Origin of the sequence: Streptomyces sp. CA-179760 (assembly GCF_050937045.1) — a bacterium.
Lineage (GTDB): Bacteria > Actinomycetota > Actinomycetes > Streptomycetales > Streptomycetaceae > Streptomyces.
Window position 1 is genome coordinate 5,873,430 of record NZ_JBNJLZ010000001.1, and the last position, 24,643, is coordinate 5,898,072.

22 protein-coding genes are annotated in these 24,643 nt (G+C 70.5%); 16 read left to right on the forward strand and 6 right to left on the reverse strand.

The features are described 5' to 3' along the window. Positions 1 to 116: 116 nt before the first annotated feature. From ACQEV8_RS26860 to ACQEV8_RS26880, 5 genes are all read left to right on the forward strand, one after another. Positions 117 to 1,274: a CapA family protein gene (locus ACQEV8_RS26860; protein WP_432964971.1), complete on the forward strand. Its 1,158-nt coding sequence runs from the start codon at positions 117 to 119 to the stop codon at positions 1,272 to 1,274. Between the two features lie 204 nt (positions 1,275 to 1,478). Further along, complete coding sequence (locus ACQEV8_RS26865) at positions 1,479 to 3,725, forward strand: HAMP domain-containing protein (protein WP_432973017.1); 2,247 nt, start codon at positions 1,479 to 1,481, stop codon at positions 3,723 to 3,725. A gap of 7 nt (positions 3,726 to 3,732) precedes the next feature. Then, the gene (gene pgsB, locus ACQEV8_RS26870; protein ID WP_432964974.1) at positions 3,733 to 5,220 is read left to right on the forward strand and encodes a poly-gamma-glutamate synthase PgsB; all 1,488 of its coding nucleotides are present in this window, start codon (positions 3,733 to 3,735) and stop codon (positions 5,218 to 5,220) included. Between the two features lie 86 nt (positions 5,221 to 5,306). Further along, positions 5,307 to 5,789: a poly-gamma-glutamate biosynthesis protein PgsC/CapC gene (locus ACQEV8_RS26875; protein ID WP_020276280.1), complete on the forward strand. Its 483-nt coding sequence runs from the start codon at positions 5,307 to 5,309 to the stop codon at positions 5,787 to 5,789. A 40-nt stretch (positions 5,790 to 5,829) separates the two neighbouring features. Beyond that, positions 5,830 to 6,915: an NlpC/P60 family protein gene (locus tag ACQEV8_RS26880; protein WP_432964978.1), complete on the forward strand. Its 1,086-nt coding sequence runs from the start codon at positions 5,830 to 5,832 to the stop codon at positions 6,913 to 6,915. A gap of 22 nt (positions 6,916 to 6,937) precedes the next feature. Here the strand turns inward: ACQEV8_RS26880 and ACQEV8_RS26885 are convergent, their stop codons facing one another. Further along, a complete protein-coding gene (locus ACQEV8_RS26885; RefSeq protein ID WP_432964981.1) occupies positions 6,938 to 7,810 on the reverse strand; it encodes a hypothetical protein in 873 nt (290 codons plus the stop codon). A 74-nt stretch (positions 7,811 to 7,884) separates the two neighbouring features. Here ACQEV8_RS26885 and ACQEV8_RS26890 point away from each other — a divergent pair, with 74 nt between their 5' ends. The 4 genes from ACQEV8_RS26890 (at position 7,885) to glmM (ending at position 10,982) form a co-directional block, all read left to right on the forward strand. Next, the gene (locus ACQEV8_RS26890) at positions 7,885 to 8,232 is read left to right on the forward strand and encodes a hypothetical protein (RefSeq protein WP_432964984.1); all 348 of its coding nucleotides are present in this window, start codon (positions 7,885 to 7,887) and stop codon (positions 8,230 to 8,232) included. A 214-nt stretch (positions 8,233 to 8,446) separates the two neighbouring features. Further along, complete coding sequence (gene rplM / locus ACQEV8_RS26895) at positions 8,447 to 8,890, forward strand: 50S ribosomal protein L13 (protein ID WP_003992380.1); 444 nt, start codon at positions 8,447 to 8,449, stop codon at positions 8,888 to 8,890. 44 nt (positions 8,891 to 8,934) lie between these two features. Next, positions 8,935 to 9,447 (forward strand): 30S ribosomal protein S9, encoded by a 513-nt coding sequence (gene rpsI, locus ACQEV8_RS26900; protein WP_184849023.1) that lies wholly within the window; start codon positions 8,935 to 8,937, stop codon positions 9,445 to 9,447. 176 nt (positions 9,448 to 9,623) lie between these two features. Continuing rightward, entirely contained in the window at positions 9,624 to 10,982 is a 1,359-nt protein-coding gene (glmM, locus tag ACQEV8_RS26905) for a phosphoglucosamine mutase (RefSeq protein ID WP_432964988.1), read from the forward strand. 99 nt (positions 10,983 to 11,081) lie between these two features. Here glmM and ACQEV8_RS26910 read toward each other — a convergent pair whose 3' ends face one another. Continuing rightward, positions 11,082 to 12,020, reverse strand: coding sequence for a DUF389 domain-containing protein (locus tag ACQEV8_RS26910; RefSeq protein WP_432964991.1), 939 nt, complete (start codon positions 12,018 to 12,020; stop codon positions 11,082 to 11,084). Between the two features lie 32 nt (positions 12,021 to 12,052). Continuing rightward, complete coding sequence (gene coaA, locus ACQEV8_RS26915) at positions 12,053 to 13,021, reverse strand: type I pantothenate kinase (RefSeq protein WP_432964994.1); 969 nt, start codon at positions 13,019 to 13,021, stop codon at positions 12,053 to 12,055. A 211-nt stretch (positions 13,022 to 13,232) separates the two neighbouring features. On the opposite strand from coaA, the gene ACQEV8_RS26920 reads away from it, so the two are divergent. From ACQEV8_RS26920 to ACQEV8_RS26935, 4 genes are all read left to right on the forward strand, one after another. Continuing rightward, positions 13,233 to 14,261, forward strand: a complete 1,029-nt coding sequence (locus ACQEV8_RS26920; protein WP_432964997.1) for an ATP-binding cassette domain-containing protein — start codon at positions 13,233 to 13,235, stop codon at positions 14,259 to 14,261. Next, positions 14,258 to 15,067 carry an ABC transporter permease gene (locus ACQEV8_RS26925; protein ID WP_432965000.1) on the forward strand — a complete coding sequence of 270 codons (810 nt, stop codon included), beginning with the start codon at positions 14,258 to 14,260 and terminating at the stop codon, positions 15,065 to 15,067. Before ACQEV8_RS26920 ends, ACQEV8_RS26925 begins: the two co-directional genes overlap by 4 nt. A gap of 87 nt (positions 15,068 to 15,154) precedes the next feature. Beyond that, a complete protein-coding gene (gene glmS / locus ACQEV8_RS26930) occupies positions 15,155 to 17,002 on the forward strand; it encodes a glutamine--fructose-6-phosphate transaminase (isomerizing) (protein ID WP_432965003.1) in 1,848 nt (615 codons plus the stop codon). A 31-nt stretch (positions 17,003 to 17,033) separates the two neighbouring features. After that, positions 17,034 to 17,924 (forward strand): hypothetical protein, encoded by an 891-nt coding sequence (locus ACQEV8_RS26935; RefSeq protein WP_432965006.1) that lies wholly within the window; start codon positions 17,034 to 17,036, stop codon positions 17,922 to 17,924. Between the two features lie 87 nt (positions 17,925 to 18,011). On the opposite strand, the gene ACQEV8_RS26940 is transcribed toward ACQEV8_RS26935, so the two are convergent. Then, the gene (locus ACQEV8_RS26940; RefSeq protein WP_432965009.1) at positions 18,012 to 18,371 is read right to left on the reverse strand and encodes a hypothetical protein; all 360 of its coding nucleotides are present in this window, start codon (positions 18,369 to 18,371) and stop codon (positions 18,012 to 18,014) included. Between the two features lie 362 nt (positions 18,372 to 18,733). Here ACQEV8_RS26940 and ACQEV8_RS26945 point away from each other — a divergent pair, with 362 nt between their 5' ends. Then, the gene (locus ACQEV8_RS26945) at positions 18,734 to 19,105 is read left to right on the forward strand and encodes a holo-ACP synthase (protein ID WP_432965012.1); all 372 of its coding nucleotides are present in this window, start codon (positions 18,734 to 18,736) and stop codon (positions 19,103 to 19,105) included. Between the two features lie 125 nt (positions 19,106 to 19,230). On the opposite strand, the gene ACQEV8_RS26950 is transcribed toward ACQEV8_RS26945, so the two are convergent. Further along, positions 19,231 to 20,139 (reverse strand): hypothetical protein, encoded by a 909-nt coding sequence (locus ACQEV8_RS26950; protein ID WP_432965015.1) that lies wholly within the window; start codon positions 20,137 to 20,139, stop codon positions 19,231 to 19,233. Between the two features lie 196 nt (positions 20,140 to 20,335). Further along, positions 20,336 to 21,508 carry a hypothetical protein gene (locus tag ACQEV8_RS26955; RefSeq protein WP_432965018.1) on the reverse strand — a complete coding sequence of 391 codons (1,173 nt, stop codon included), beginning with the start codon at positions 21,506 to 21,508 and terminating at the stop codon, positions 20,336 to 20,338. A gap of 233 nt (positions 21,509 to 21,741) precedes the next feature. On the opposite strand from ACQEV8_RS26955, the gene ACQEV8_RS26960 reads away from it, so the two are divergent. Together ACQEV8_RS26960 and alr are read left to right on the forward strand one after the other, a co-directional pair. Next, on the forward strand, positions 21,742 to 23,175 hold the full coding sequence (locus ACQEV8_RS26960) for an NAD(P)H-hydrate dehydratase (RefSeq protein WP_432965021.1): 1,434 nt from the start codon (positions 21,742 to 21,744) through the stop codon (positions 23,173 to 23,175). 227 nt (positions 23,176 to 23,402) lie between these two features. After that, positions 23,403 to 24,572 carry an alanine racemase gene (alr, locus tag ACQEV8_RS26965; RefSeq protein ID WP_432965024.1) on the forward strand — a complete coding sequence of 390 codons (1,170 nt, stop codon included), beginning with the start codon at positions 23,403 to 23,405 and terminating at the stop codon, positions 24,570 to 24,572. The last annotated feature ends 71 nt before the right edge of the window (positions 24,573 to 24,643 follow it).

Below are 24,643 nucleotides of genomic sequence, written 5' to 3' on the forward strand. Positions count from 1 at the left end.
AGTCAAATGTGACTGTCTTGTGACGGCAACTTCCGTGGTGCTTGTGTGCTTCATGTGAATATGATGCGGTGACACTTCGTAATCCTCTCCGGATCGCTCGTGCGGCAAGCGCTTTCGTGGCCACCGTTGCCGTGACGACCGCGTGCACCTCCGCGGCCTCCGCACCGCAGGTGAAGCCGGGCGGCCGCTCGTTCACCGTCGCCGCCGCGGGTGACGTGCTGATCCACCCCGAGCTGGTCGACCAGGCCGCCAAGGATGCCAAGAAGACCGGTGGGGGAGAGGCCGGGTTGGACTTCGGACCGCTGCTCGCCGGCGTGAAGCCGGTCATCAGCAAGGCCGATCTGGCCATCTGTCACATGGAGACGCCGGTCGGCAAGCCGCGGGGGCCCTTCGAGGGGTACCCGGAGTTCCTCGTACCGCCGCAGATCCTGACCTCCCTCAAGGGCGTGGGTTACGACACCTGCTCGACGGCCTCCAACCACACGTACGACCATGGCCTCGGGGCGGTGCGGCGCACCTTGAACGCGATGGACAAGGCCGGCCTCGGGCACACCGGCTCCGCCGGCACACCCGCGGAAGCAGAAAAGATCAACATTCGTGACGTCAACGGCGTCAAGGTCGCCCACCTCTCGTTCTCCTGGATGTCGTTCCGCCACCCGACGCCGGAGAAGAAGAAATGGGCGTTCAACGAGCTCGACGCGGACGCGATCCAGGACGCCGAGGCCCGGGCCCGCGAGAAGGGCGCCGAGGTGGTCATCCTCTCGCTCCACTGGGGGGCCGAGCACTACAACGAACCGAGCGTCCCCCAGCTGCGGTTGGCTGAGCGGCTCACCGCGGAGACCGGGATCGACCTGGTGATCGGGCACCACTCCCATGCGGTGCAGCCGATCCAGAAAGTGAACGGCACCTGGGTCGCCTACAGCCTGGGCAACCAGGTCGCCCGTCACTCCTCGCCCAACGGGCTCACCGAGGAGGGTGCGATCGGCTGGTTCGAGTTCCGCGAGACGACCGACGGCTGGGACGTCTCGGCCCGTTACGCCACGACGATGGTGGACATCCCGCCCGAGGTGGAGACCGGTGAGAAGCCGCCCGCCGGCGCGGTGGAGGACCACCGGGTGGTGGACGTGCGCCGGGCGCTCGACGCGCCGGGCGAACTCGCAGAGGAGCGGCTGGCCCGTTACCGGCTGGCGGCCGACCGCACGCGTGGCTTCCTGTACAACCGCGGGGCGCCGGGCGGCGACGGCCTGAAGGAGCTCACGCTGGGGCGTGACTAGCGCCACAGCGCACAGGGGGCGAGCGACACAACCTCGGCCCTCCCCAACAGTCTTGTAAACGGCGGTCCGTTGCCTCTCCCCCGGGAGCGGAGTTCTGTGCGGCCGTCCTTCACCCAGAGAGGCCGGAGGAGACCACCGGTGACACCCACTCGCGCCGCGCGCCCCGTGAAGGGAGGACGGCGGCGCAGCCGGAGACGCGCGGACATGCCGCTGCTGGGCGGCGTTCGTCCCCCGATCGCGCTGCTGTGCGTGCTGGTGCTCGCTCTCGCGGGCCTCACCGCCCAGGTGCTCGGCCCCGCCGGCGAGCAGGCCGTACCGGAGGCGGTGCTCTCCTCGCAGCAGCACTTCGCGGAGGACGGCGCCATCGCTCTGCGTGCCTCGATCGACGAGCGGGTCACCGACCTGAACCGCACCGCCGCCGCGCTGAACGCGGGGTCACCGGTGAAGCCCGAGCGCGTCCTGTCCGACCTGGGGAAGACCTACCAGAAGTGGACCGGTACCACGGTCCTGGACGTGGAGAGCGGCAAGGTGCTGGCCGCCAGGGGTGAAACGATTCCCCTCGGGTGGCTGGACAAGGACGCCCTCACCGGGGACACGGCTCTCAAGCCCCGCATGGTGCGACTGGAGACCGGTGACGTACGCCTGATGACCATGGCGGTGCTCGGCTCCAAGGACCGGCCGCAGCAGCTGCTGATCGCCTCCAACAGCCTGTCCGTGCCCGCCATCAACCTGGGCCAGTTCCGCTCCATGGCGGTGGTCGCCACCAGCGGGGAGATCCTCGCCACGGCCGGCTTCGAGCAGTCCGAGGCGCTCAACTCCGACCAGGAGCGCAAGGAGCTGGCCTTCCTCCAGAAGCAGATGAGCGGGCTGTCCGGCCAGGCGGCACGGGAGACCGAGCAGGACCCGGTCAGCGCCAGGGAACCGGGCTCCCGCGGCTACCCCGGTGTCAGCGGGACCCTGGTCGGCGGGAGCTACAACGGCCGTGTCGCCACGGGCGGTTACGCCTCCCTCTCCTCCTCGGACCCGGAGGAGAAGAAGAGCGTCGGCGCGGGACTCGGGCTCACCGTCGTGGCCCTTCTGCCCGTGGTTCAGCAGCAGGCCGCCGGTGCGGACCGGGAGCTGTACGGGCTGCTGGCGGCCGGGGCGCTGGTGGTGCTCGGACTGCTCGCGGCGGCCGTGCTGTGGGCGACCGTGCAGCGGCCGTTGCTGCGGCTGTTCCTGGAGTCCCGCCGGCTGGCCCGGGGCGACCTGACCCGCCCGGTGGACGTGCCCCGCTGGGGTGAGGCCGCGCGCATCGGCTCCGCCCTGGAGAGGCTGCGCGCGCAGCTGGGCGGCCCGGCCGGTGACCCCGGTGGGCGCCAGCGCGTCAAGGGGCGGTTCGGGGTGCGCGGGCCGCTCGCCCTGACCGCCGTACTGCTGCTGTTGTGGTGTGTGCCCGTCGGCCTCCTGCTGAACCGCACCGACGACTCCGTCAGCATCCCGGCCAGCATGGTCGCGGACCAGCGTGACCGTACCGACCTGGTCGCCGACCGGGTGCGCCGGGCGCTCAACGAGGCGCAGGCGGACCTGGTCTCCACGTCCCGGCTGATCGACCCGGACGACGCCGACGCCGGCCGCGCACTGCTCGAGGAGACCCTGCGCGAGCACACCCGCTACCAGGCGCTGTACCTCCTCGACGAGGACGGCGAGGTCGTCGCCCGCGCGGGCGAGGAGCCGCACGCCGGTTTCGCCGACGCGGACGAGCCGCCGCTGGTCCGGGTGGCCGGCAAGGGCGGGAAGAAGCCGGTCGTCCAGGCCGGGGCGCCCCTGCCGGGCGACAAGGGGATGACCCTGGTCGGCGAGGTCCGGGTCGAGTTCCTCAACTCGCTGCTGAAGCGGCCCGGGCTCGGCGAGGTCCGCGTGGTGGACTCCAAGGCGCAGACCATCGCCGCCAGCGACGGCTTCCTGGCCTTCGAGGAACTGCCGCGCGACGCGCTCGCCGACCTCGTCCGGGCCGGCCGTGTCCACGCCGGCGCCGCTCCCGTCGAGAACGGCCTGCTGCTCCGCGAAGGACGCGGGACCACGGTCGCCGCGGCCGCCCCGTTCTCAGGCGGCGGCGTGGCGGCCGACATCGGCTGGACCGTGGTCAGCTGGCAGAACGCCAAGGAGTTCCAGATCACCCCGTACCAGCGCGAGGACCGCAGCGTCCTGGCAGGACTGCTCGGCCTGGCCCTGATCGTCGTCTGCCTCGGCTGGGTGCACCTGGTCGTGGCCCGGCCGATGCGGTCCCTGGCGGCCGGCGCGGAGAAGCTGGCCGACGGCGACCTCAAGTCCGTGCTCTACCCCCGCTACCAGGACGAGGTCGGCGCCGTCGTACGCAGCCTCGAACTGCTGCGCCAGCAGCTCCAGGCCCGTAAACAGACCCAGGCACGCCGGCTCGCGGAGCCGCAGGCCGGCGTTCGGGGAAGGTGACCCAGCCGTGCTCTATCTGTACTTCGTCCTGCTCACCGGCAGTGTGCTGCTGCTGGTGGCGGGCATCGTGGAACAGCGCCGGCACTACGCCGGCCTGCACAGCATCCCCTCACGCGTGCTGGTGAACGGCATCCGCGGCAAGTCCTCCATCACCCGGCTGTGTGCCGGGGCGCTGCGCGGCGGCGACCTGGTCACCGTGGCGAAGACCACGGGCACGGCGGCCCGCTTCATCCACCCGGACGCCACCGAGGAGCCGGTCTACCGCAAGTTCGGCATCGCCAACGTGGTGGAGCAGATCGGCATCGTGCGCCGGGCCGCCACCTACCGGCCCGACGCCCTCGTCATCGAGTGCATGGCCGTCATGCCGGCCCTGCAGGAGGTGAACCAGAGCAAGCTGATCCGCTCCACGATCGGCGTGCTGTGCAACGTCCGCGAGGACCACCTGGCCGAGATGGGACCCACCCTCGACGACGTGGCGCGGTCGCTGTGCCGTTCCATGCCGGAGGACGGCATCTGCGTCACCGCCGAGAAGGAACGCTTCCACATCCTCCAGGAGGAGGCCGACGCCCGTAACTGCCAGCTGGTCTACGCCGACCCGGAGACCGTCACCGACGAGGAGCTGCGCGGCTTCAGCTGGTTCACCTTCAAGGAGAACGTCGCGATCGCCCTCGTCGTGGCCGAACTGCTCGGCGTGGAACGGCAGGTCGCCCTGCAGGGCATGTACGACGCCCCGCCGGACCCGGGCGTGCTGTCCGTCGAGCGCTACGCGGCGCCCGAGGGCAAGCGGCTCGCCTTCGCCAACGTCTTCGCGGCCAACGACCCCGAGTCGACGCTGATGAACATCAACCAGCTGCTCGACCTCGGAGCCATCCACCGGCCGCTGAACGTCGTGATCAACTGCCGGCCCGACCGCGTGGAGCGCAACGGGCAGATGGGCGAGATCATCCCCGACCTCCAGCCGGACCACGTCTTCGTCATCGGGCACCCCGCCAAGAGCGCGATCGACGCCATCCCCGCCGAGTGGCGCGACCGCGCGGTCGACCTCGGGGGTGAACGGCGGTCTGCCGAGGAGTTCATGCCCGCCCTGCTGGAGCGCCTGTCCGCCGACTCCTCCCTGGTCGCCATCGGCAACATCCACGGCCAGGGCGAGGAACTGCTGGAGTACCTGGCCGAACTCCCGGCGGACGAGTCCGCCACCGCCGATGCCACGCCGCCCTCGGCCACGGCTGTGCCGGCCCAGCCGGCGCGCCTGGACCCCTACGCCTCATACCCCATGGCCTACGAGGAGCGTTACCAGGCCTCCCAGACCCAGGAGATCCCGGTGGTCCGCATCCCCGCTCAGCCGTCGGGGCCGCACGCCGACGCCGGGTACCCCGGCCAAGCCCACTACCAGCAGGGGCCGTACGCCGCTGAGGACCAGCAGGCATGGCAGTACGCCGACGAGCCCTACGGGTACGTCCCGACCGACGACGGGGGCCGGCCTCCCCGTTCCTGACGTCCACGGGCGGGGTGAGCGCCTCGCGCAGGACCGCCGATCGCCCCGTACCGAACCCGTACCCGTACCCGTGCCCGGAGACCCCGTTGACCACCGCCGCCCTGACCCCCGAGATGGCCGCCCTGGGCATCGCCATCGGCCTGTTCTTCTCGTTGCTGTGCTACCTGACCACCAACCTGTCGCCCGGCGGCATGATCACGCCGGGCTGGCTCGCCCTGACCCTCATCGAGGACCTCCAGCGGGCGGCCATGGTGGTCGGCGTCACCGCCCTCACCTATGCCGGCACCAAGGTCATGCAGCGGCTGGTGATCCTCTACGGCAAGCGGCTGTTCGCCGCGGTGGTCCTGCTGGGCGTGCTGCTCCAGGCCACCGTGATGATCGTGCTCTCGATCGAGTTCCCGCTGCTGTACGGCAACCAGACCCTCGGCTTCATCGTGCCCGGCCTGATCGCGTACCAGATGGTCCGCCAGCCCAAGGGGGCGACGCTGCTGGCGACCGGCACCGTCTCGCTCATGGCCTACATCGTCGTCGCCGCCGGGCTGCTGCTCGGCATCATGCCCACCGTCTGAGAACCGGCGTCCCGGCGACCGAGAACCCAGGAGAGAACACATGGCAGGGAAGAAGAAATCGCGGCCGGTCCTCTCCGGCCTCGTGGTGCTGGCGCTCGTCGCGACGTCCGGCTACCTCACCGTGGAGCTGCGCAAGCAGGAGGACAAGGGCGTCCCGGAGATCACGAACATCGGCGTGCTGGACGGTTCGGACCGGGCGGGCGGCGCGGCGAAGACCCGCGACAAGGGCGGGGAGAGCTGGTCCCGGCTGGAGAACCCCGCCCGCTCCGTGCTGCGCGGATCCGACGGCCAGGTCAAGGCGGTGTTCACCGACGGGGCGCGCACCGCGACCCTGACCGGACCGGCCCGCACCTTCGCCGAGCCCTCGTCGACGAGCTCCAAGGTCTCCTCGACGGACTGGGTCCGCCTCATGCCCGAGTCCTGGAAGAAGGGCGCGGACAAGCAGAAGTGGTTCAAGGAATGGTACGCGGAGTACAAGTCCAGCAAGCAGGACGACCTCCTGGCCATCGCCTTCCAGTACGTCGCGGGCGCCAAGCAGAAGAAGGACGAGCGGGGCACCGTATACGCCGGTGACGCCAACTTCGGGCCCCTCAACACGAGCGGGGCGGAGGGCGGGGACCTGCGCCTGGAGCAGTCCGACTTCTACGACTACCTCGGCATCCAGTACCCCTTCCGGGACGGCGTGATCGGGCAGCCGGAAGCCGCGCGCGCCCGGTCGACGGACTGCTCGGGATACATGCGGATGGTGTTCGGCTACCGGGCCCGCTACCCGCTCATGTCCTCGGACGCCTCGGGCGACGGCCTGCCGCGTACCGCCAACGGCATGGCCCGCTCCGACCAGGGTGCCGATGTCCTGCCGCTCACCGGCGTCTCGCCCAAGGACCGGCCCACCGGCATCGACCAGCTCCAGCCCGGGGACCTCGTCTTCTTCAAGCTCGATACCCGGACGAAGCAGCGCCTGGATCATGTCGGCATGGTGCTCGGCTACGACACCGAGGGCCACCTGCTCTTCGTCTCCAGCCGCGAGGAGGTCAACGGGCCGACCATCGGCGATGTCGGCGGAGTGTCCCGGCTGGACGGCAACGGCTACTACGCCAAGACGCTGCGCAGCGCCAAGAGGCTGTGACCGGGCGCGCGGCAGCGGCCCGTCATTCGTTGGCCGCTGCCGATGCCTGGGCCTCGCCGCGGCGTCGGATCTGGTTGAACGTGAACTGGGCCAGGTCGTTGCCGGTCCTGAAGACCGCGGTGTCCTTGGGTGTCACGTCCTTGCCGTTCGTGAAGCCGGCGTTGGTGAAGTAGGCGTAGCGGCCGTAGGCGTTGCTGGTCGTGCGGCAGAACCCGGACTCGCAGAAGCCCTTCACGCCGCCGCCGGAGAGCGACTTGACGAAGCTCTTCTTGGTGGCCTGGCTCTTGGCCTTGACCGCCTGGGCCTCGGTGTCGAAGACCGCCACGCCGACCGTCACGGCGATGCCGTCCTTGGAGTAGGTGACTCGTATCAGGCGCGTGCAGTCGTTCGCGGTGAGGGCCTTGGGGAGGGTGCCGCCGGCCGCCGAGCCGCAGCTCTTCGTGTCGGCCGTGGGGCCCTTCTTGTAGACCGTCTCGCCCATGGTCAGCTGAGTGCCGGGGAAGAGGGTGTCCGGGCCGAGCGGCGCCTTGTCCTTCTTCGCGCTGGCGACGAAGTCCTTCGGGTCCAGTGGGGGCGGGGCGCTGGTCGGGGCGAACGACGGGGCTGAGGGCGAGCCGCTCGGGATGTCCGCCGAGGGCAGGGAGGCCGGGTTGTTCGCCTGGTTGTCGCCGCCCGCCGAGACCACCGCCACGGCGACGGCGGCACCGATCGCGACGGTGGCGACCGCGCCGCCGCCGACCAGCAGCAGCCGGCGTCGTTTGTTACGTGACTCGGACGCCTCGGCGAGCGCGGCCCAGTCCGGAGACTGGCCTCCGCCCTCGCTGTTCCAGGGCTGCTGCGACTGCGGTTTCCAGGGATCCCACTGGGACTGGGGTCCCCCCTGCCCATAGCTCATGTGGCGCATCTTAGACGGGACATGGGGTGTGCTGGTCCGTCCGTATCGGCCTTGCAACCCCTAGCGTTCCTCTCATGCGGACGGGCAAAGGCGACATCTCCGGGTGGTTGGGGCGACTCGTGAGCCGGAGTCTGTGGGTGGGGTCCGTGGGGGTGGGGGTGCGCGTGCTGGTGGCCGTGGCGGTGCTGGTGTGCCTGCTGTCGTGGCCCTCGGCCTGGATGCCCGCCGGGTTCGCGGTGCTGCGGGCCTGCCGCCGTCCGCGCGGTGGGGGATCCGTGCTGCGGTGGGGTGCCGCGGTGACCGTCGATGTGCTGCTGTCGTCGGTGTTTCCGTATGTGCGGCCGGTCCGGCGCCGGACTCTGCGGAGGGCGGTCACGCTCTGTGCGGGCCTGTGCGTCTGTGTGTTCGATCGTCGACGGTGATCCCGCGTTTTGACCCTTGTGGTGTACCCCGGTATTCTGCTTGTTCGTTGTGTATTGGCTTGCTCATTCTCACGGGACGGGCCCTTACACCGGTCCGCCGGGCCGATGACCAGCGACCAGCACGCGGTTTGCGTCACCGCAGTGCGGTCAAGGCTGTCGTGATCGTTTCGGTGACCTGTTCAGGACCATTCACTCGAAGCGAAGGCTACGAACCGTGCGTACGTACAGCCCCAAGCCCGGCGATGTGACGCGCCAGTGGCACGTCATCGACGCCCAGGACGTTGTCCTGGGTCGTCTCGCCACCACCGCAGCGACCCTCCTCCGGGGCAAGCACAAGCCGATCTACGCCCCCCACGTCGACGCTGGTGACTTCGTCATCATCATCAACGCGGACAAGGTGCACCTGTCCGGCAACAAGCGGACCCAGAAGATGGCGTACCGCCACTCCGGTTACCCGGGTGGTCTGCGTTCCGTCCGTTACGACGAGCTGCTGGACAAGAACCCCGAGAAGGCCGTCGAGAAGGCCGTCAAGGGCATGCTCCCCAAGAACTCCCTGGGCCGTCAGATGCTCTCGAAGCTGAAGGTCTACAAGGGTGACCAGCACCCGCACGGCGCGCAGCAGCCGCAGCCGTACGAGATCACCCAGGTCGCGCAGTAAGTCCGGCCACACCCCCTAAGACTGAACAGAATCTGAGGAGCATCGTGGCCGAGACCACTGCCGAGCAGCCGCTCGAAGAAGTTGACATCGACAGCTACACCACCGAGTCCGAGGTCCCCGTCGAGGGTGAGTACACCTCGGAGTCCATGGCCTCCCGCTTCGGCGAGCCCCAGCCGGCCGCCGGCCTGGGCCGTCGCAAGAACGCCATCGCCCGTGTCCGGATCGTCCCGGGCACCGGCAAGTGGAAGATCAACGGTCGCACCCTCGAGGACTACTTCCCGAACAAGGTGCACCAGCAGGAAGTCAACGAGCCCTTCAAGGTGCTCGAGCTCGACGACCGCTACGACGTCGTCGCCCGCATCTCCGGCGGCGGTGTCTCCGGTCAGGCCGGTGCGCTCCGTCTCGGTGTCGCCCGTGCGCTGAACGAGGCGGACGTCGACAACAACCGCGGCCCGCTGAAGAAGGCCGGCTTCCTCAAGCGCGACGACCGTGCGGTCGAGCGCAAGAAGGCCGGTCTGAAGAAGGCCCGCAAGGCCCCGCAGTACAGCAAGCGCTAATCGCGTCCGCTGTCCTTGCAACGATCGCCCCGGCGGCACGATGGTGCCCGCCGGGGCGGTTCGTTTACACAACCCCTACCGCCCCCGGACAGTCTCAGGGATGTACTTCAGGGATGTACTAGGGAAGCACTCGGGGATGTGAGCCGCACTCTCACAGCAATTCGGAGGACACCACAGTGGGACGACTCTTCGGCACTGACGGCGTGCGCGGTGTCGCCAACGCGGATCTGACGGCGGAGATGGCCCTGGGCCTCTCCGTGGCCGCGGCACACGTACTGGCCGAGGCGGGCACCTTCGAGGGGCACCGCCCGACCGCGGTCGTCGGGCGTGACCCGCGCGCGTCCGGGGAGTTCCTGGAAGCCGCCGTGGTCGCTGGCCTCGCCAGCGCCGGTGTGGACGTCCTGCGGGTCGGCGTACTGCCGACCCCGGCGGTGGCGTACCTGACCGGGGAGCTCGGCGCCGACCTCGGTGTGATGCTCTCCGCGAGCCACAACGCCATGCCCGACAACGGCGTCAAGTTCTTCGCCCGCGGCGGGCACAAGCTCGCCGACGAGCTGGAGGACCGGATCGAGTCCGTCTACGAGGAGCACCGCACCGGCGCCCCGTGGGAGCGGCCGACCGGGGCCGGGGTGGGCCGCGTCCGGGAGTACGGCGAGGGCTCTGACCGGTACGTCGAGCATCTGCTGGGCGCTCTGCCGAACCGGATCGACGGGCTGAAGGTCGTCCTCGACGAGGCGCACGGCGCCGCCGCCCGGGTCTCGCCGGAGGCGTTCCAGCGGGCCGGTGCCGAGGTCGTCACCATCGGGGCGGAGCCGGACGGGCTCAACATCAACGACGGATGCGGCTCCACGCACCTGGACAAGATCAAGGCCGCCGTCGTCGAGCACGGGGCGGACCTCGGCATCGCGCACGACGGTGACGCCGACCGGTGCCTCGCCGTGGACCACACCGGCGCGGAGGTGGACGGCGACCAGATCCTGGCCGTGCTCGCGCTGGCGATGCGGGAACGCTCTGTTCTGCGGTCCGAGACGGTGGTCGCGACGGTGATGTCCAACCTCGGGTTCAAGCTGGCCATGGAGCGTGAGGGCATCCGGCTGGTGCAGACCGCTGTCGGTGACCGGTATGTGCTGGAGGAGATGAAGGAGCACGGGTTCGCCCTCGGGGGCGAGCAGTCCGGGCATGTGATCATCCTCGACCACGCGACGACGGGGGACGGGACGCTGACGGGGCTGCTGCTGGCGGCTCGGGTCGCCGGGAGCGGGCGTTCGTTGCGGGAGCTGGCGGCTGTCATGGAGCGGCTGCCGCAGGTGCTGATCAACGTGCCGGATGTCGACCGGACGCGGGTGGGATCGTCCGCGGAGTTGTCGGCGGCTGTTGCCGATGCGGAGGCGGAGCTCGGGGCTACCGGGCGGGTGCTGCTGCGGCCCTCCGGGACGGAGCCGTTGGTTCGCGTGATGGTGGAGGCGGCTGATATCGAGCAGGCCCGGTCTGTCGCGGGGCGGCTTGCTGATGCCGTGAAGTCCGCGCTGGGGTAGTCGGCCTTTGCGGTTCGGGGTGGGGGGTTCTGTTGTGGGCGGGCTGCGGCCGCGTTGTGGCTTGTCGCGCAGTTCCCCGCGCCCCTGGGGACGCTGCCCCTAGAGGACGTCTACCTGCTTACGTTGTTTGGACCAGAACCACTTCTGGGCCAGCAGGGTCAGGGTCCCGGCCAGCAGGATCCCCGCGAGGTTCAGCAGGAGTTGTTCTGTTGAGCGCAGGGTCTGGTTGGTGTCGCCGTAGATGAGGGCCACTGCGGCGTTCGCGGCTGCCGGGACCGTGGTGACCGAGATGGCCACGCCTACCAGGGCTCCGGACTTCGCCGAGGTCAGGGAGAGGGTGCCGGCGATGCCGGCCAGGACCGCCACGACGAAGGAGAACCAGTCGGGGGCGTAGATGAAGCCGGTGTTGGGGCGGTCGGCTTCGAGCTGTGCCTCGCTGAACAGGTCGACCGCGTCCATGAAGAGGCTGAAGGCCACCGTCACGGCCATCGCCACCGCGAAGCCCACCAGCAGCGCGATCAGGGAGCGCAGTGCCAGGCGTGATCTGCGGCGGACGATCGCGGTGCAGATGCCGGCGAGGGGGCCGAACTCCGGGCCCACCGCCATGGCTCCCACGATCAGGACGGCGTTGTCCAGGACCACACCGCAGGCCGCGATCATCGTGGCCAGTGTGATGAAGGCCAGGTAGGTGACGGAGAGCGTCGACTCCTCGTGCGTCGCATCGCTCAGTTGCTCCCACAGGACCGCGTCCGCGCCCTCGCCCGGCGCGTCGGCCTCCGCCTTCTCGGCCCGCTCGGACAGAGACAGGTCGATGGTCTCGACAGCGATGGAGCCGGTGGTGTCGATGCCCAGTTTCCGCAGGCCGGTGAGGAGTTCGTCGCCCGCCTCGCGGGCCACGTCGCACATGACGACATCCCCGGAGGGGTTGCGGGCGGTGCCCGGCAGTACGACGAGGTGGGTGGTGCCGACCGTCTTCTCGATCAGCAGCACCACTTCGTCGGTCTTCTCGGACGGCGTGATCAGGCGCAGGTGGAGCATGGCGACCATCTAACCGGCCTTTTCCCCGGGCGTCACAGCTTGCGCAGACTGAGCCGCTGCACCTTGTGGTCGGGGCCCTTGCGTACGACGAGGGTGGCCCGGCCGCGGGTGGGGGCGATGTTCTCGACCAGGTTGGGCCGGTTGATCGTGCGCCACATCGTCTGCGCGTAGTCGAGGGCCTCCTCCTCCGAGACCTGGGTGTACTTGCGGAAGTACGAGGAGGGGTTCTGGAAGGCGGTCGCGCGCAGCTTGCGGAAGCGGTTGAGGTACCAGCGCTCGACGTCCTCGACGCGGGCGTCGACGTACACGCTGAAGTCGAAGTAGTCGGCGAGACCGACCCGGGTTCGGCCGTCCTTGCCGGGCAGGGCGGGCTGGAGGACGTTCAGACCCTCGACGATCAGGATGTCGGGGCGGCGGACCGTGAGCTTCTGGTCCGGGACGATGTCGTAGATGAGGTGGGAGTACACCGGGGCCGTGACCTCGTCCTTGCCGGCCTTGATGTCGGCGACGAAACGGGTCAGGGCGCGGCGGTCGTAGGACTCGGGGAAGCCCTTCCGTGACATCAGGCCGCGGTCCTGGAGCTCCTTGGTGGGCAGCAGGAAGCCGTCGGTGGTGACCAGCTCGACGCGCGGGTGTTCCGGCCAGCGTGAGAGCAGGGCCTGGAGGAGGCGGGCGACCGTGGACTTGCCGACCGCGACCGAGCCGGCCACCCCTATGACGAACGGGGTGCCGGACTGGGAGCCCTGTTCGCCCAGGAACGTGTTCAGGGCGCCTCTGAGGCCGTCGGTGGCGCCGACGTAGAGGTTGAGGAGTCTGGACAGCGGGAGGTAGATGTCCCGTACCTCGTCGAGGTCGATGACATCGCCGAGACCGCGCAGCTTCTCGACCTCCTCGGCCGTCAGAGGCAGCGGCGTCTTGTCACGCAGCGCACTCCACTCGGCTCGGGTGAGGTCGACATAGGGAGTCGCCTCCGGCCGCTGCCGGTGGGCGCTCCGGGGCATCGAGGAGACCGGAGAGATCACAGTCCATTGTTACGGGCGTACGAACGGACTGTGAGGTGGGATCCGTCACGCGAGGTATTCGCCGCCGTTCCTTCGCGTTCGCTCGAACTTGTTCGGATAAAAACTGACACGGGTGGAATGTCAGTGGCATGCGTCACAGTTGTGGGAGGAGTGGGCCCGGTCCGGGGTCCGCGAACGCCTGGGGGTACCCATGACGTATGCGATAGAGGCGGAAGGCCTGGTCAAACGGTTCAAGGAGACCGAGGCGCTGGCCGGAGTCGACCTGGCGGCCCGCAAGGGAACGGTGCTCGGGCTGCTGGGGCCCAACGGTGCCGGGAAGACGACCGCGGTGCGGATCTTCGCGACACTGCTGCGCCCGGACGGGGGCAGGGCCCGGGTGGCCGGCCACGACGTGGTCCGGGAGGCCGGGGTCGTACGCTCCCTCGTCGGGCTGACCGGACAGTACGCGGCGGTCGACGAGAACCTGACCGGCACGGAGAACCTGCTGCTCATCGGCCGGTTGCTGGGGCTGCCGAGGCCGGAGGCGAAGGCGCGGGCGGGTGAGCTGCTGGAGCGGTTCCAGCTGACGCAGGCGGCCGGGCGGGCCGCGAAGACCTTCTCGGGAGGCATGCGCCGGCGCCTGGATCTCGCGGCCAGTCTGGTGGGGCGGCCCAGCATCCTCTTCCTGGACGAGCCGACCACGGGTCTTGATCCGCACAGCCGCGGTGAGCTGTGGGATCTGCTGCGCGGCCTGGTCGCGGACGGGGCGACCGCCCTGCTGACCACGCAGTATCTGAATGAGGCAGATGTGCTCGCCGACGACATCGTGGTGATCGACAAGGGCCGGGTGATCGCCGAGGGCACGCCGGACCGGCTGAAGGCGCAGGTCGGCGGGCAGGTGCTGGAGCTGCGGCCGATCGTCGGGCGGGACCTCGCGCGGGCGCACGCGCTGGTGGCCGGGGCCGCAGGTCCGGAGGCCCGGATCGAGGGCGAGATGGTCACCGCGCCGGTGAAGGACCCCGAGCTGATGCCGGCGGTGGTGCGTGCGCTGGACCGGGAGGGGATCGCGGTGGGGGAGCTGGCTCTGCGGCGCTCCTCGCTCGACGAGGTCTTCCTCGCCCTGACCGGGCATCGCGCGGAGCCGGGCGAGCCGGACGGGGACGGTGGGGCTGCCGCGCATGACGAGGGCGAGACCGCCCGGGACGACGACGGGCTCGAGAAGGCGGTGAGCCGGTCATGACCGCCACCACGTTGCCCGCGCCGGTCACCGCGTCGGGGCGTGTGCCGCCCCTTGCCGGGATGCGGCAGACCTTCACGATGGCCTGGCGGAGTCTGGTCGCCGTCAAGCACAACCCGCTCGAACTGGTCGACTACAGCATTACGCCGATCATGTTCGTGTTCCTCTTCACCTTTGTGCTGGGCGGGCAGATGGCCGGGTCGCCCGAGGCGTATCTGAAGTACGCCCTGCCCGGGATCATCGTGCAGAACACCCTGTTCATGACGATGTACACGGCGATGGCGCTCAACACCGACCTCACCAAGGGCGTCTTCGACCGGCTGCGCAGTCTGCCGATCGCGCGTTCCGCGCCGCTGATCGGGCGGATCACCGCGGACCTCGCCAAGCACGTCTGGGCGCTGGTGCTGATGATCGGCCTCGGGCTGGCGCTCGGCTTCCGTATCACCGGCGGACTCGGTGGGTTCCTGCTCGGCACGCTGCTGGTGGTCGTGTTCGCCGCGGCGGTGTCGTGGTGCGCGGTGCTGATCGGGATGCTGGCGGGCGACGCGGAGAAGGTGCAGGCGTTCGCCTTCACCCTCATCTTCCCGATCACCTTCACCAGCAGCGCGTTCGTCGTCGTCGACACCATGCCGGGGTGGCTGCAGGCGTGGAGTGACGTCAACCCGGTCACGCATCTGTCGGACGCGTTCCGGGGGCTGCTGCTGGGCGGGGCGGTGGCGGAGCCGGTGATGTGGTCGTTGGTGTGGGCCGCGGGGATCGCGGTGGTGTTTTATCCGCTGGCCATGAGGGCCTATCGGGCGAAGGTGTGACCCGGGGCTTCGTACCCCGGTGGGAATTTCCGATTTCGGGCACGCAACGGCCTGTTCGGCGCGGGAATCGACCCTAAGCTGCCGCCCATGTGTGGAATCGTGGGATACGTGGGGCCGCAGTCCGCGCTTGAGGTCGTGATGGCCGGGCTGAAGCGGCTGGAGTACCGGGGGTACGACTCGGCGGGTGTCGCCGTGCTGGCCGATGGTGGGCTGGCGGCGGCGAAGAAGGCCGGGAAGCTGCTCAATCTGGAGAAGGAACTGGACGGGCGGCCGCTGCCGACCGGCACGACGGGCATCGGGCACACCCGGTGGGCCACGCACGGCGGGCCGACGGACTCCAACGCCCACCCGCACCTCGACAACGCGGGCCGGGTCGCCGTCGTGCACAACGGCATCATCGAGAACTTCGCCTCGCTGCGGGCGGAGTTGGAGGAGCGGGGCCACGCGCTGGGCTCCGAGACGGACACCGAGGTCGTCGCGCATCTGCTCGCCGAGGAGTTCTCCTCGTGCGCGGATCCGGCCGAGGCGATGCGGCTGGTGTGCCGACGGCTGGAGGGTGCGTTCACGCTGGTCGCGGTGCATGCCGACGAGCCGGACGTGGTGGTCGGCGCGCGGCGGAACTCGCCGCTGGTGGTGGGTGTCGGGGAGGGCGAGGCCTTTCTCGCCTCGGACGTCGCCGCGTTCATCGCCCACACGCGGTCGGCGATCGAGCTGGGGCAGGACCAGGTCGTGGAGCTGCGCCGGGACGGTGTGACGGTGACGGGCTTCGACGGGCGGGCCGCTGACGTCCGGTCGTATCACGTCGACTGGGACGCGTCGGCGGCGGAGAAGGGGGGCTATGACTACTTCATGCTCAAGGAGATCGCCGAGCAGCCCAAGGCGGTCGCCGATACGCTGCTGGGCCGCGTCGACGGCTCCGGGTCGCTGACCCTGGACGAGGTGCGGATCCCCCAGGGGGAGCTGCGGGAGATCGACAAGGTCGTCATCGTCGCGTGCGGTACGGCCTTCCACGCCGGGATGATCGCCAAGTACGCCATCGAGCACTGGACGCGCCTTCCGTGCGAGGTGGAGCTGGCCAGCGAGTTCCGGTACCGGGACCCGATCCTGGACGCGCAGACCCTGGTCATCGCCATCTCGCAGTCCGGCGAGACCATGGACACGCTGATGGCGTTGCGCCATGCCCGTGAGCAGGGCGCCAAGGTCCTGGCGATCTGCAACACCAACGGCTCGACGATCCCGCGCGAGTCCGACGCGGTGCTGTACACGCACGCCGGGCCGGAGGTGGCGGTGGCCTCGACGAAGGCGTTCCTGACGCAGCTGGTGGCCTGCTATCTGGTCGCCCTGTATCTGGGGCAGGTGCGGGGCACCAAGTGGGGCGACGAGATCCGGGCGGTGATCCGGGACCTCTCGTCGATCGCCGGGGCGGTGGATCAGGTCCTCGGGACCATGGAGCCGGTGCGGGAGCTGGCCCGTTCGCTCGCCGCCAAGAACACGGTGCTGTTCCTGGGGCGGCATGTCGGGTATCCCGTGGCCCTGGAAGGCGCGCTGAAGCTGAAGGAACTGGCGTACATGCACGCCGAGGGCTTCGCGGCGGGGGAGCTGAAGCACGGGCCGATCGCCTTGATCGAGGAGGATCTGCCGGTGGTCGTGGTGGTGCCGTCGCCGCGAGGGCGGTCCGTGCTCTACGACAAGATCGTGTCCAACATCCAGGAGATCCGGGCGCGGGGCGCGCGGACGATCGTGATCGCGGAGGAGGGGGACGACGCGGTGGTCCCGTACGCCGATCACCTGATCCGGATCCCCGTCACTCCGACCTTGCTGCAGCCGCTCGTCGCGACGGTGCCGCTCCAGGTGTTCGCGTGTGAGCTGGCGACGGCCCGGGGCAACGAGGTGGATCAGCCTCGGAACCTGGCGAAGTCGGTGACGGTGGAGTAGTCGCCCTTCATGTGGCTGAGGAGGGCGGTTCATGGCGTCAATTCTGGCTCCCGTGTTCGGGGTGCTGGGTGTCCCGTTATCCGCGAAGGCGACCGTGGACGCTGTCACGACCGACGTGACGGAGGCTCGGCCGTTGGAGCGACGCGTGGACACCGTGCTGCGCGTCGGTCCGTCCGACGGCCAGGACTTCCTGCTCGCGATCGAGTCGCAGTCGGGCAAGGTCGCGGGCAAGGAGCGGAGCTGGGCGTACTACGTCGCCTTCCTTCAGGCGAAGTACGGCCTGCCCGTCCTGCTTCTCGTGGTCTGTCAGGACAGACTCACTGCCAAATGGGCCGCCGGACCCTTCGACTGTGGCACGCATGGCTGGACGGCACAGCGGACCCGTCCACTGGTAGTCGGGCCGGAGAACCTTCCGGTGATCACCGACGCCCGGACCGCGGTGAACAACCTCGCGTTGGCCGTGCTCTCGGCCCTGGCACACGCCCGCAGTGCCGACTGCGGCGCCATACTGGAGGCACTGACAACCGCCCTGCACGAGACCCGCGAGACGGATCCCGAAACCGCCGACTACTTCTACGACTTCCTTGAAATCAGCCTGGGCAACAGCCCAGCCGGAATGAAACTGAAGGAAATCATGTCGTTCGTCAGCTACTTCCCCGGCCGGGGCACGGTCCGAGAGACGGCCTACCAGGAAGGCAAGGCCGAAGGCAGGGATGAAGGCAGGGCTGAAGGCGAGGCCAAAGGCATCCTGTCCGTACTGGAGGTGCGCGGCATCCACGTGCCGGACACCGTGCGCGAGCGCATCACGAGCTGCACCGACCTGGAGCGTATCGATCAGTGGCTGGAGCGTTCCCGCACCGTCGCGTGCGCGGAGGACCTGTTCGCCGAGAACCCGGAGGTTCCGGGGACCTGCTCGGGCTAGACGGTCCCAGGAAGCGTGACGGGGACGAACAGCTGGGTGCTGTTCGTCCCTTGGTCAGCTGGTCAGGCGGCCGTCAGGCAGTAGGGCTCAGATGGGCAGGCAGGTCGCCGGGACCCAGCCTTCCTTGCTGGTGCTGTTGGGGCCGCCGAAGTACCACTTGTTGCTCGTCTTGCCGCAGGCCGTGTAGCTGCCACCCTTGGTGGGCCCCCGGTCGCCGAAGCAGACCCCGCCCTTCTGGCCCTTGCCCCAGGTGCCGAGGGCCGTGGCGCTCGTCTTGGGCGAGCTGCGGAGGTTGACGGTTGCCTTGGGCTTCACGTTGGTCAGCGCGCTGCTGCAGTCCGGCTTCGTCGCAGCGGCTGCGGTACCGGCGGTGGCGACGGTGCCGGTGAGGGCCGTGGCCATGAGGGCCGCAGTGGTCAGCGCGGTGCCCAGAGACTTCAACTTCATGGTCGGTGTTCTCCCGTTAGGCGCGATGTGTTTGCTCATCGCGATCATCGCGAACTGTACAAGGGGGAGGGGGAGTTCGGATTTCGGGGGTGTCCGCTGGGAGTGCTGCGCGGTGGGCTGCCGTGAGGCGGGTGACGGTTGCTGCCGGGAAGGTGAGGGGCGTCGGTACGGGTAGTTCCGGGGCGGCGGCGGTTCGGGGGTGCACGGGAGCTTGGTCCAGCCGTCGGGGGTCTGTCCCGGGTGCGCCGCGTGCGCCAGGCGCCGTGCGCGATCAGCCGGGAGACGACGGCCACGCCGACGCCCTGCCAGGCGGCCTGGGGTTCCGCGAGGAAACGCCGTGACGTCACCGTAGGGTGCTGCGCATGAGCATCATCGGGGTCGGGATCGACGTCGCCGAGATCGAGCGGTTCGCGGCGTCTCTGGAGCGGACGCCCGCCATGGCTGAGCGGCTGTTCGTGGAGAAGGAGTTGGTGCTGCCCAGCGGGGAGCGGCGTGGGGTCGCCTCGCTCGCCGCGCGGTTTGCCGCCAAGGAGGCGTTGGCCAAGGCGCTCGGGGCTCCGGCCGGGCTGCTGTGGACCGATGCCGAGGTGTATGTCGAGGACAGTGGGCGGCCCCGGCTGCGGGTGAGGGGGACCGTGGCCGCGCGGGCGGCCGAACTCGGGGTCGTGTCGTGGCACGTGTCGCTGAGTCACGACGCCGGGGTGGCCTCCGCCGTGGTGATCGCGGAGGGGTGAGAGGCGTCGCCGTGCCCGGGAAGCCGACCGCGCCCGGTGTGGTCCCGCTGCCGCTGTCCACGGGCGGCCCGTGCCCCGGCGATCACCGCCCGGGGGGATCGGAGTGCTCGCCAGGGAGGGTCGGCTCAGCTCCAGCTCGGTGACGGGCTGTTCGGCGGGCCGTAGGGCACCGGGCGGCCCGTGTGAGCGTCGAGGAGGACGCGGTCGCCCACGGGGCGGTCGAGCTTCACCTCGACCTGCTTCATTGTCGCCTGAGCGGAGCAGTTTCCCGACTCCGGGTTCTTGACGGAGGCCGAGAACACCACGCTGCCGCGGGTTTCCAGCACGTCCACGGAAGGGCCGTCGTCGCATGCGCCGTGCACGGCGATCAGGGATACGGACCGCCCGTCGTCGGCGATGTCGACGAGTCGCCCGAGTGGGGCCAGCCGGCCGGCCGGGAGGTCATGGGCCGGCTTGACGGGTGGAGGGGGAAGCTTCGACGGGCTGACGGCGGCTCGCTTGAGGGGGGTCGCGTAGTCCCGCAGTGTGAAGAGCCAGGCCGGGACCGTCGCCGGTCCGCGGCTGGTGCTCAGGGTCATCTCACCCAGCTTCGCACCGGTCACGGTGAGGTGAGGGATTCCGTCGACCTGGGCACGGGCCAGGTCCTTGTAGGTCTTCCGCGCTCCCACCGTGGGCCGTGTCAGCGCCTCGCCGTTCGCCCAGGCCACCTGGCCGTGTTTCGGCCAGGTGGCGGGCAACGTACCTCGCAGGACGAAGTTCTGAGCCTCCCAGGCGCGCTTGTCGGCCCGGCTCCGCAGGCCGCCTCGCGGCGGCTGGACCGCCTCTCCCATGGGGTGGTAGCCGGCACGCCAGGCATCAGCCGCGGGTGAACCGTCCCAGGCTGCGGCGACCTGCCGGGCGCGATCTCCGGCCGGCTCGGCGGCGGAGCCGCCGGACCCCTTGTCACCGCCGCAACCGGAGGTGGCGACAAGGCCGGTGGCCGACAGCGCCGCCGTGGCGAGCATGCCGGCGGTACGCGATGCCCTGATGCGCATGTGATCTCCCGGAAGGACGGCGACGTGGCAGGATTTGCCAGTCCTCGGACGCCGCAGGTTCAGGAAAGGTTCACCGATCGCGGAGGCGGCGCAGGACCGCCGTCAGAAGACGTGCAGGCCTCGCTCGTTCAGCACGTCCTGGATCCGCGTGGAGTAGGTGTGGCGGTCGCTCTGCGAGGACGGCCGGGCGTCATGGTCAGCAGATCGACTGGCTGCTGTTCACCCGCGTGATGTTGCGGAAGGTCGTGTTCTCGCCGCACGGGCTCTCCCTGAGGGACGAGTTGGTGACCGTCAGGTTCTGGACGGTGATGTCCTTGTTGTTCGGGAACTCCGAGCGGGCGGCCAGGCGCAGCTCGCCGCCGCCCGTGATCGTGCCGCTCCGGGCCGCCAGACTGACGTTGTAGCAGTTCTCGATCAGGACCGAGTTGTTGCCGGTGTGGGAGAGCGTCACCTTGTCGATCGTCGCCCCGCCGCTCTCCGAGACGCAGAACACGCCGCGTCCGCCGCCCCTGGCGATGACCTCGCCGACCCGGATGTTGGTGGGGTAGCCGCTGCCGACCCGGCCGTTGCGGTTGGCCATGCGGAAGGCGGCGTAGCCGGTGCCGGTGCCGGCGTTCTCCGCGTCGACCTTGGCGACGGTGGCGTTGATCGTCTGGTTGAGCAGCAGGCCGGACTCGCCGACGTTTCGGGCGGTGACCGTGCCGATGGTGAGGCCGTCGACGCCGTAGGTCTCGACGGCGTGGCTGGACGCGCCGGAGACGTAGACGTCGTCGATGCGGACGTTGCGCGTCCACTGGCTGGTGTCGCCGCGGTTGTCGATCCGGACGCCCAGGCCGCGGGAGAGGCGCATGTCGATCCGGCCGAGCACCACGTTCTGGACGTTGCGCAGGAAGATGCCGTAGAGCGGGGTGCCGGTGAGCTTGAGGTTCTGCACCTCGATGTCGCGGGTGCCGCGGGAGTAGACGGGCGCCTGGTCGCCCGAGCCGCTGCCGGTGACGTTGATCGTGCCGCAGACGTCGAGCGCGGTGTAGCTGGGGAGCGAGATGCGGGAACCCGCCGGGATCGAGCCCGAGCCGCGGACCACGACCCGCTCCTTCGAAGTCCGGCCCGAGGTGAGGCTGTTGACGGCCGCCTGGACGGCGGCGCGCATGTCGGTGCCCGTGTAGACCGTGCCGCTGCCGCGCCGGGCGGTCCAGTTGGCGCCGTTCTGCACGGCCTCGGCCTGGTAGGAGCCGTCACCGCAGGCCGCCGCCCGCGTGGGGGCGGCGGCTGAGGTGGTGACGGCGGTGGCGGGGGCGGTCAGGGTGCCAACGGCGGTGAGGAGGGCGGTGGCGCCGGCGGCGGCGAGGAAGGCGGCTCTGCGTCCCATGGGGGCCTCGGTTCCTTCGGACGTGGGGGGTGTACGAGCACGGGATGTGCAAGCGCTTTCTGCGCCTGCGGCCGGTGAGTCTGGCAAAGGGCGTGCAAAGCGTCAATGTCTGTGGCAGGGAGCCGAGTTGGGCCCGATGCGGCACGTTTCGCGGTCGTACGTGATGCGGGACGGTTCACGGTTGCGCGAGTTGCGCGGGAGTGGCCGGGCGGTCGTACGGGAAACTCGACCGCATGCGGAGTGCGTACAGCGTGGAGACGGTCAGGACCGCCGAACGGGAGCTGATGGCGCGGCTGCCGGAGGGGGCGCTGATGCAGCGCGCCGCCGCCGGACTCGCCGCCGCCTGCGCCGACCTGCTCGGGCGGGTGTACGGCAGCCGGGTCGTGCTGCTGGTCGGGAGCGGCGACAACGGCGGTGACGCGCTCTACGCCGGGGCCCGGCTGGCCCGGCGCGGGGCCGGAGTCACCGCGGTACTGCTCGCGCCGGAGCGTGCGCATGCGGAGGGGCTCGCGGCGTTGCGGCGGGCCGGGGGGCGGGTCGTGGAAGCCGGTGGTGACGCCGAGGAGTTGGTCGAGCGGGCGGATCTCGTCCTCGACGGCATCGTCGGGATCGGCGGGAAGGGCGGGCTGCGGCCGGACGCCGTACCGCTGGCCGCCGCCGCCGGGCGGACACGGGGCGCCGTCGTCGCCGTCGATCTGCCGAGCGGGGTCGACGTCGGCACCGGGCAGGTGCGCGGCGTCGCCGTCCGGGCCGATCTGACGGTGACGTTCGGGACGCACAAACCGGGCCTGCTGATCGATCCGGCGCGGGAGTACGCCGGGTCGGTGCGCCTGGTCGACATCGGCCTCGAACTGCCGGTCGAGCCGGAGCTGGAGGCGCTGCAGCACGCGGACGTGGCGCGGCTGCTGCCGGTGCCCCGGGCCGAGAGCGACAAGTACAGGCGGGGTGTCGTCGGGATCGCCGCCGGGTCCGCGCGCTACCCGGGCGCCGCCGTACTCGCCGTCTCGGGGGCGTTGCGGGGCGGGGCCGGCGCGGTGCGGTACGTCGGACCGGCCGGGGACGCCGTCATCGCACGGTTTCCCGAGACGCTCGTGTCGGAACGGGGGCCGAAGCATGCCGGGCGGGTGCAGGCGTGGGTCGTCGGGCCGGGGGCCGGGGACGACGCGGCGACGGTGGGGGAGGTGCTGGCGGCGGACGTGCCGGTGCTGATCGACGCGGACGGGCTGCGGCTGGCCGACGCGGAGGCCGTACGGGGGCGGAGGGCGCCGACGCTGATGACGCCGCATGCCGGGGAGGCGGCGGCGCTGCTCGGGGTGGAGCGGGGAGAGGTCGAAGGAGCCCGGCTGGCGGCGGTGCGCGAGCTGGCGGGGCGGTACGGGGCGACCGTGCTGCTGAAGGGGTCCACGACGCTGGTCGCCGACTCGGGGGGCGGGGCGGTGCGGGTGAATCCGACGGGGACGTCCTGGCTGGCCACGGCGGGGAGCGGGGACGTGCTGTCCGGGCTGGCGGGGTCGCTGCTCGCGGCGGGGCTCTGTGCGGTGGATGCGGGCAGCGTCGGGGCGTATGTGCACGGGCTGGCCGGGAGGCTGGCGGCGGATGGGGCGCCGGTGGGGGCGCATGATGTGGCGGATGCGGTTCCGGTGGCATGGCGGAATGTTCTCGGGTGACGGCAGGTGAGTGGGGGTGCTGGGGGGGTGCCACGGGGCGGGGGTGCTGTGGGATGGGGCGCTGTGAGGTGGGCCGCCCTCTCCGCCCCGTCCCGTCCCGAGTTCGGGGGCTGCCGCCCCCGAGCCCCCGCTTCGGCCTGGACGGCCTCGTCCTCGAGCGCCGGACCGGCTGAAATCGCGGGGCCGCTGCCCCGGCAGTGTCAGGCCGCTCTGAGACACTGTTCGCGATGAGCGAGAGAACAGCCCCGCGGACCGCGCCTTCGCGGGCCCGTGCCGAGATCGATCTGGCCGCCCTGCGCGCCAATGTGCGGGCCCTGCGTGCCCACGCGCCGGGTGCGGCCCTGATGGCCGTGGTGAAGTCCGAGGCGTACGGCCACGGGGCTGTGCCGTGTGCCCGTGCCGCCGTCGCCGCCGGGGCGGACTGGCTGGGCACCGCCACGCCCGAGGAGGCGCTCGCCCTGCGGGCCGCCGGGCTGCCGGGCCGCATCATGTGCTGGCTGTGGACGCCCGGCGGGCCCTGGCGCGAAGCGATCGAGGCCGACCTCGACGTGTCGGTCAGCGGGATGTGGGCCCTGGAGGAGGTCACCGCGGCGGCCCGGCTGGCCGGGCGGCCCGCGCGGGTGCAGCTCAAGGCCGACACCGGGCTCGGGCGGGGCGGCTGCCAGCCCGGCGACGACTGGGCTCAGCTGGTCGGCGGGGCCCTGCGCGCCGAGGCCGAGGGGCTCCTGCGCGTCACGGGACTGTGGTCGCACCTCGCCTGTGCCGACGAGCCCGGGCATCCCTCCATCGCCGCCCAGCTCGCCCTCTTCCGGGAGATGGTCGCCTACGCCGAGGAGCGGGGCGCCCGGCCCGAGGTCCGGCACATCGCCAACTCGCCGGCCACGCTCACTCTCCCCGAGAGCCACTTCGACCTGGTCCGCACCGGCATCGCCACCTACGGCATCTCGCCCAGCCCCGTGCTCGGCACCCCGGCCGACTTCGGACTGCGCCCGGTGATGACGCTGTCCGCCTCGCTCGCCCTCGTCAAGCACGTACCGGGCGGGCACGGCGTGAGCTACGGCCACCGGTATGTGACCCCCGGCGAGACCACCCTCGGCCTCGTCCCCCTCGGGTACGCGGACGGCATCCCGCGGCACGCCTCCTCGGCCGGACCGGTCCTGGTCGAGGGCAAGTGGCGCACGATCGCGGGACGGGTCGCCATGGACCAGTTCGTCGTGGATCTGGGCGGCGACGCGCCCGCGGCGGGGACCGAGGCGGTGCTCTTCGGGCCCGGGGACCGCGGTGAGCCCACCGCCGAGGACTGGGCCCAGGCGGCCGGAACCATCGCATACGAGATCGTGACGCGGATCGGAACGCGCGTTCCGCGCGTCTATGTGAATGAGGAACAGGACGGGTAACTCGCAAGGACAGCCCGTCACGCGAAGAACACCAGGCACCCTGAAAGCGCCAGGCACCCTGACAACACCAG

What these genes read in the sequence shown, in the direction of transcription:
- ACQEV8_RS26885 (WP_432964981.1), bottom strand. Translation starts at nt 7,810, where the DNA reads ATGAGCTATGGGCAGGGGGGACCCCAGTCCCAGTGGGATCCCTGGAAA.
- alr (WP_432965024.1), top strand. Translation starts at nt 23,403, where the DNA reads ATGAGCGAGAGAACAGCCCCGCGGACCGCGCCTTCGCGGGCCCGTGCC.
- ACQEV8_RS26925 (WP_432965000.1), top strand. Translation starts at nt 14,258, where the DNA reads ATGACCGCCACCACGTTGCCCGCGCCGGTCACCGCGTCGGGGCGTGTG.
- ACQEV8_RS26945 (WP_432965012.1), top strand. Translation starts at nt 18,734, where the DNA reads ATGAGCATCATCGGGGTCGGGATCGACGTCGCCGAGATCGAGCGGTTC.
- ACQEV8_RS26910 (WP_432964991.1), bottom strand. Translation starts at nt 12,020, where the DNA reads ATGCTCCACCTGCGCCTGATCACGCCGTCCGAGAAGACCGACGAAGTG.
- ACQEV8_RS26960 (WP_432965021.1), top strand. Translation starts at nt 21,742, where the DNA reads ATGCGGAGTGCGTACAGCGTGGAGACGGTCAGGACCGCCGAACGGGAG.
- ACQEV8_RS26940 (WP_432965009.1), bottom strand. Translation starts at nt 18,371, where the DNA reads ATGAAGTTGAAGTCTCTGGGCACCGCGCTGACCACTGCGGCCCTCATG.
- glmS (WP_432965003.1), top strand. Translation starts at nt 15,155, where the DNA reads ATGTGTGGAATCGTGGGATACGTGGGGCCGCAGTCCGCGCTTGAGGTC.
- ACQEV8_RS26880 (WP_432964978.1), top strand. Translation starts at nt 5,830, where the DNA reads ATGGCAGGGAAGAAGAAATCGCGGCCGGTCCTCTCCGGCCTCGTGGTG.
- ACQEV8_RS26935 (WP_432965006.1), top strand. Translation starts at nt 17,034, where the DNA reads ATGGCGTCAATTCTGGCTCCCGTGTTCGGGGTGCTGGGTGTCCCGTTA.
- ACQEV8_RS26955 (WP_432965018.1), bottom strand. Translation starts at nt 21,508, where the DNA reads ATGGGACGCAGAGCCGCCTTCCTCGCCGCCGCCGGCGCCACCGCCCTC.
- ACQEV8_RS26890 (WP_432964984.1), top strand. Translation starts at nt 7,885, where the DNA reads ATGCGGACGGGCAAAGGCGACATCTCCGGGTGGTTGGGGCGACTCGTG.
- ACQEV8_RS26950 (WP_432965015.1), bottom strand. Translation starts at nt 20,139, where the DNA reads ATGCGCATCAGGGCATCGCGTACCGCCGGCATGCTCGCCACGGCGGCG.
- coaA (WP_432964994.1), bottom strand. Translation starts at nt 13,021, where the DNA reads ATGCCCCGGAGCGCCCACCGGCAGCGGCCGGAGGCGACTCCCTATGTC.
- ACQEV8_RS26865 (WP_432973017.1), top strand. Translation starts at nt 1,479, where the DNA reads ATGCCGCTGCTGGGCGGCGTTCGTCCCCCGATCGCGCTGCTGTGCGTG.
- ACQEV8_RS26920 (WP_432964997.1), top strand. Translation starts at nt 13,233, where the DNA reads ATGACGTATGCGATAGAGGCGGAAGGCCTGGTCAAACGGTTCAAGGAG.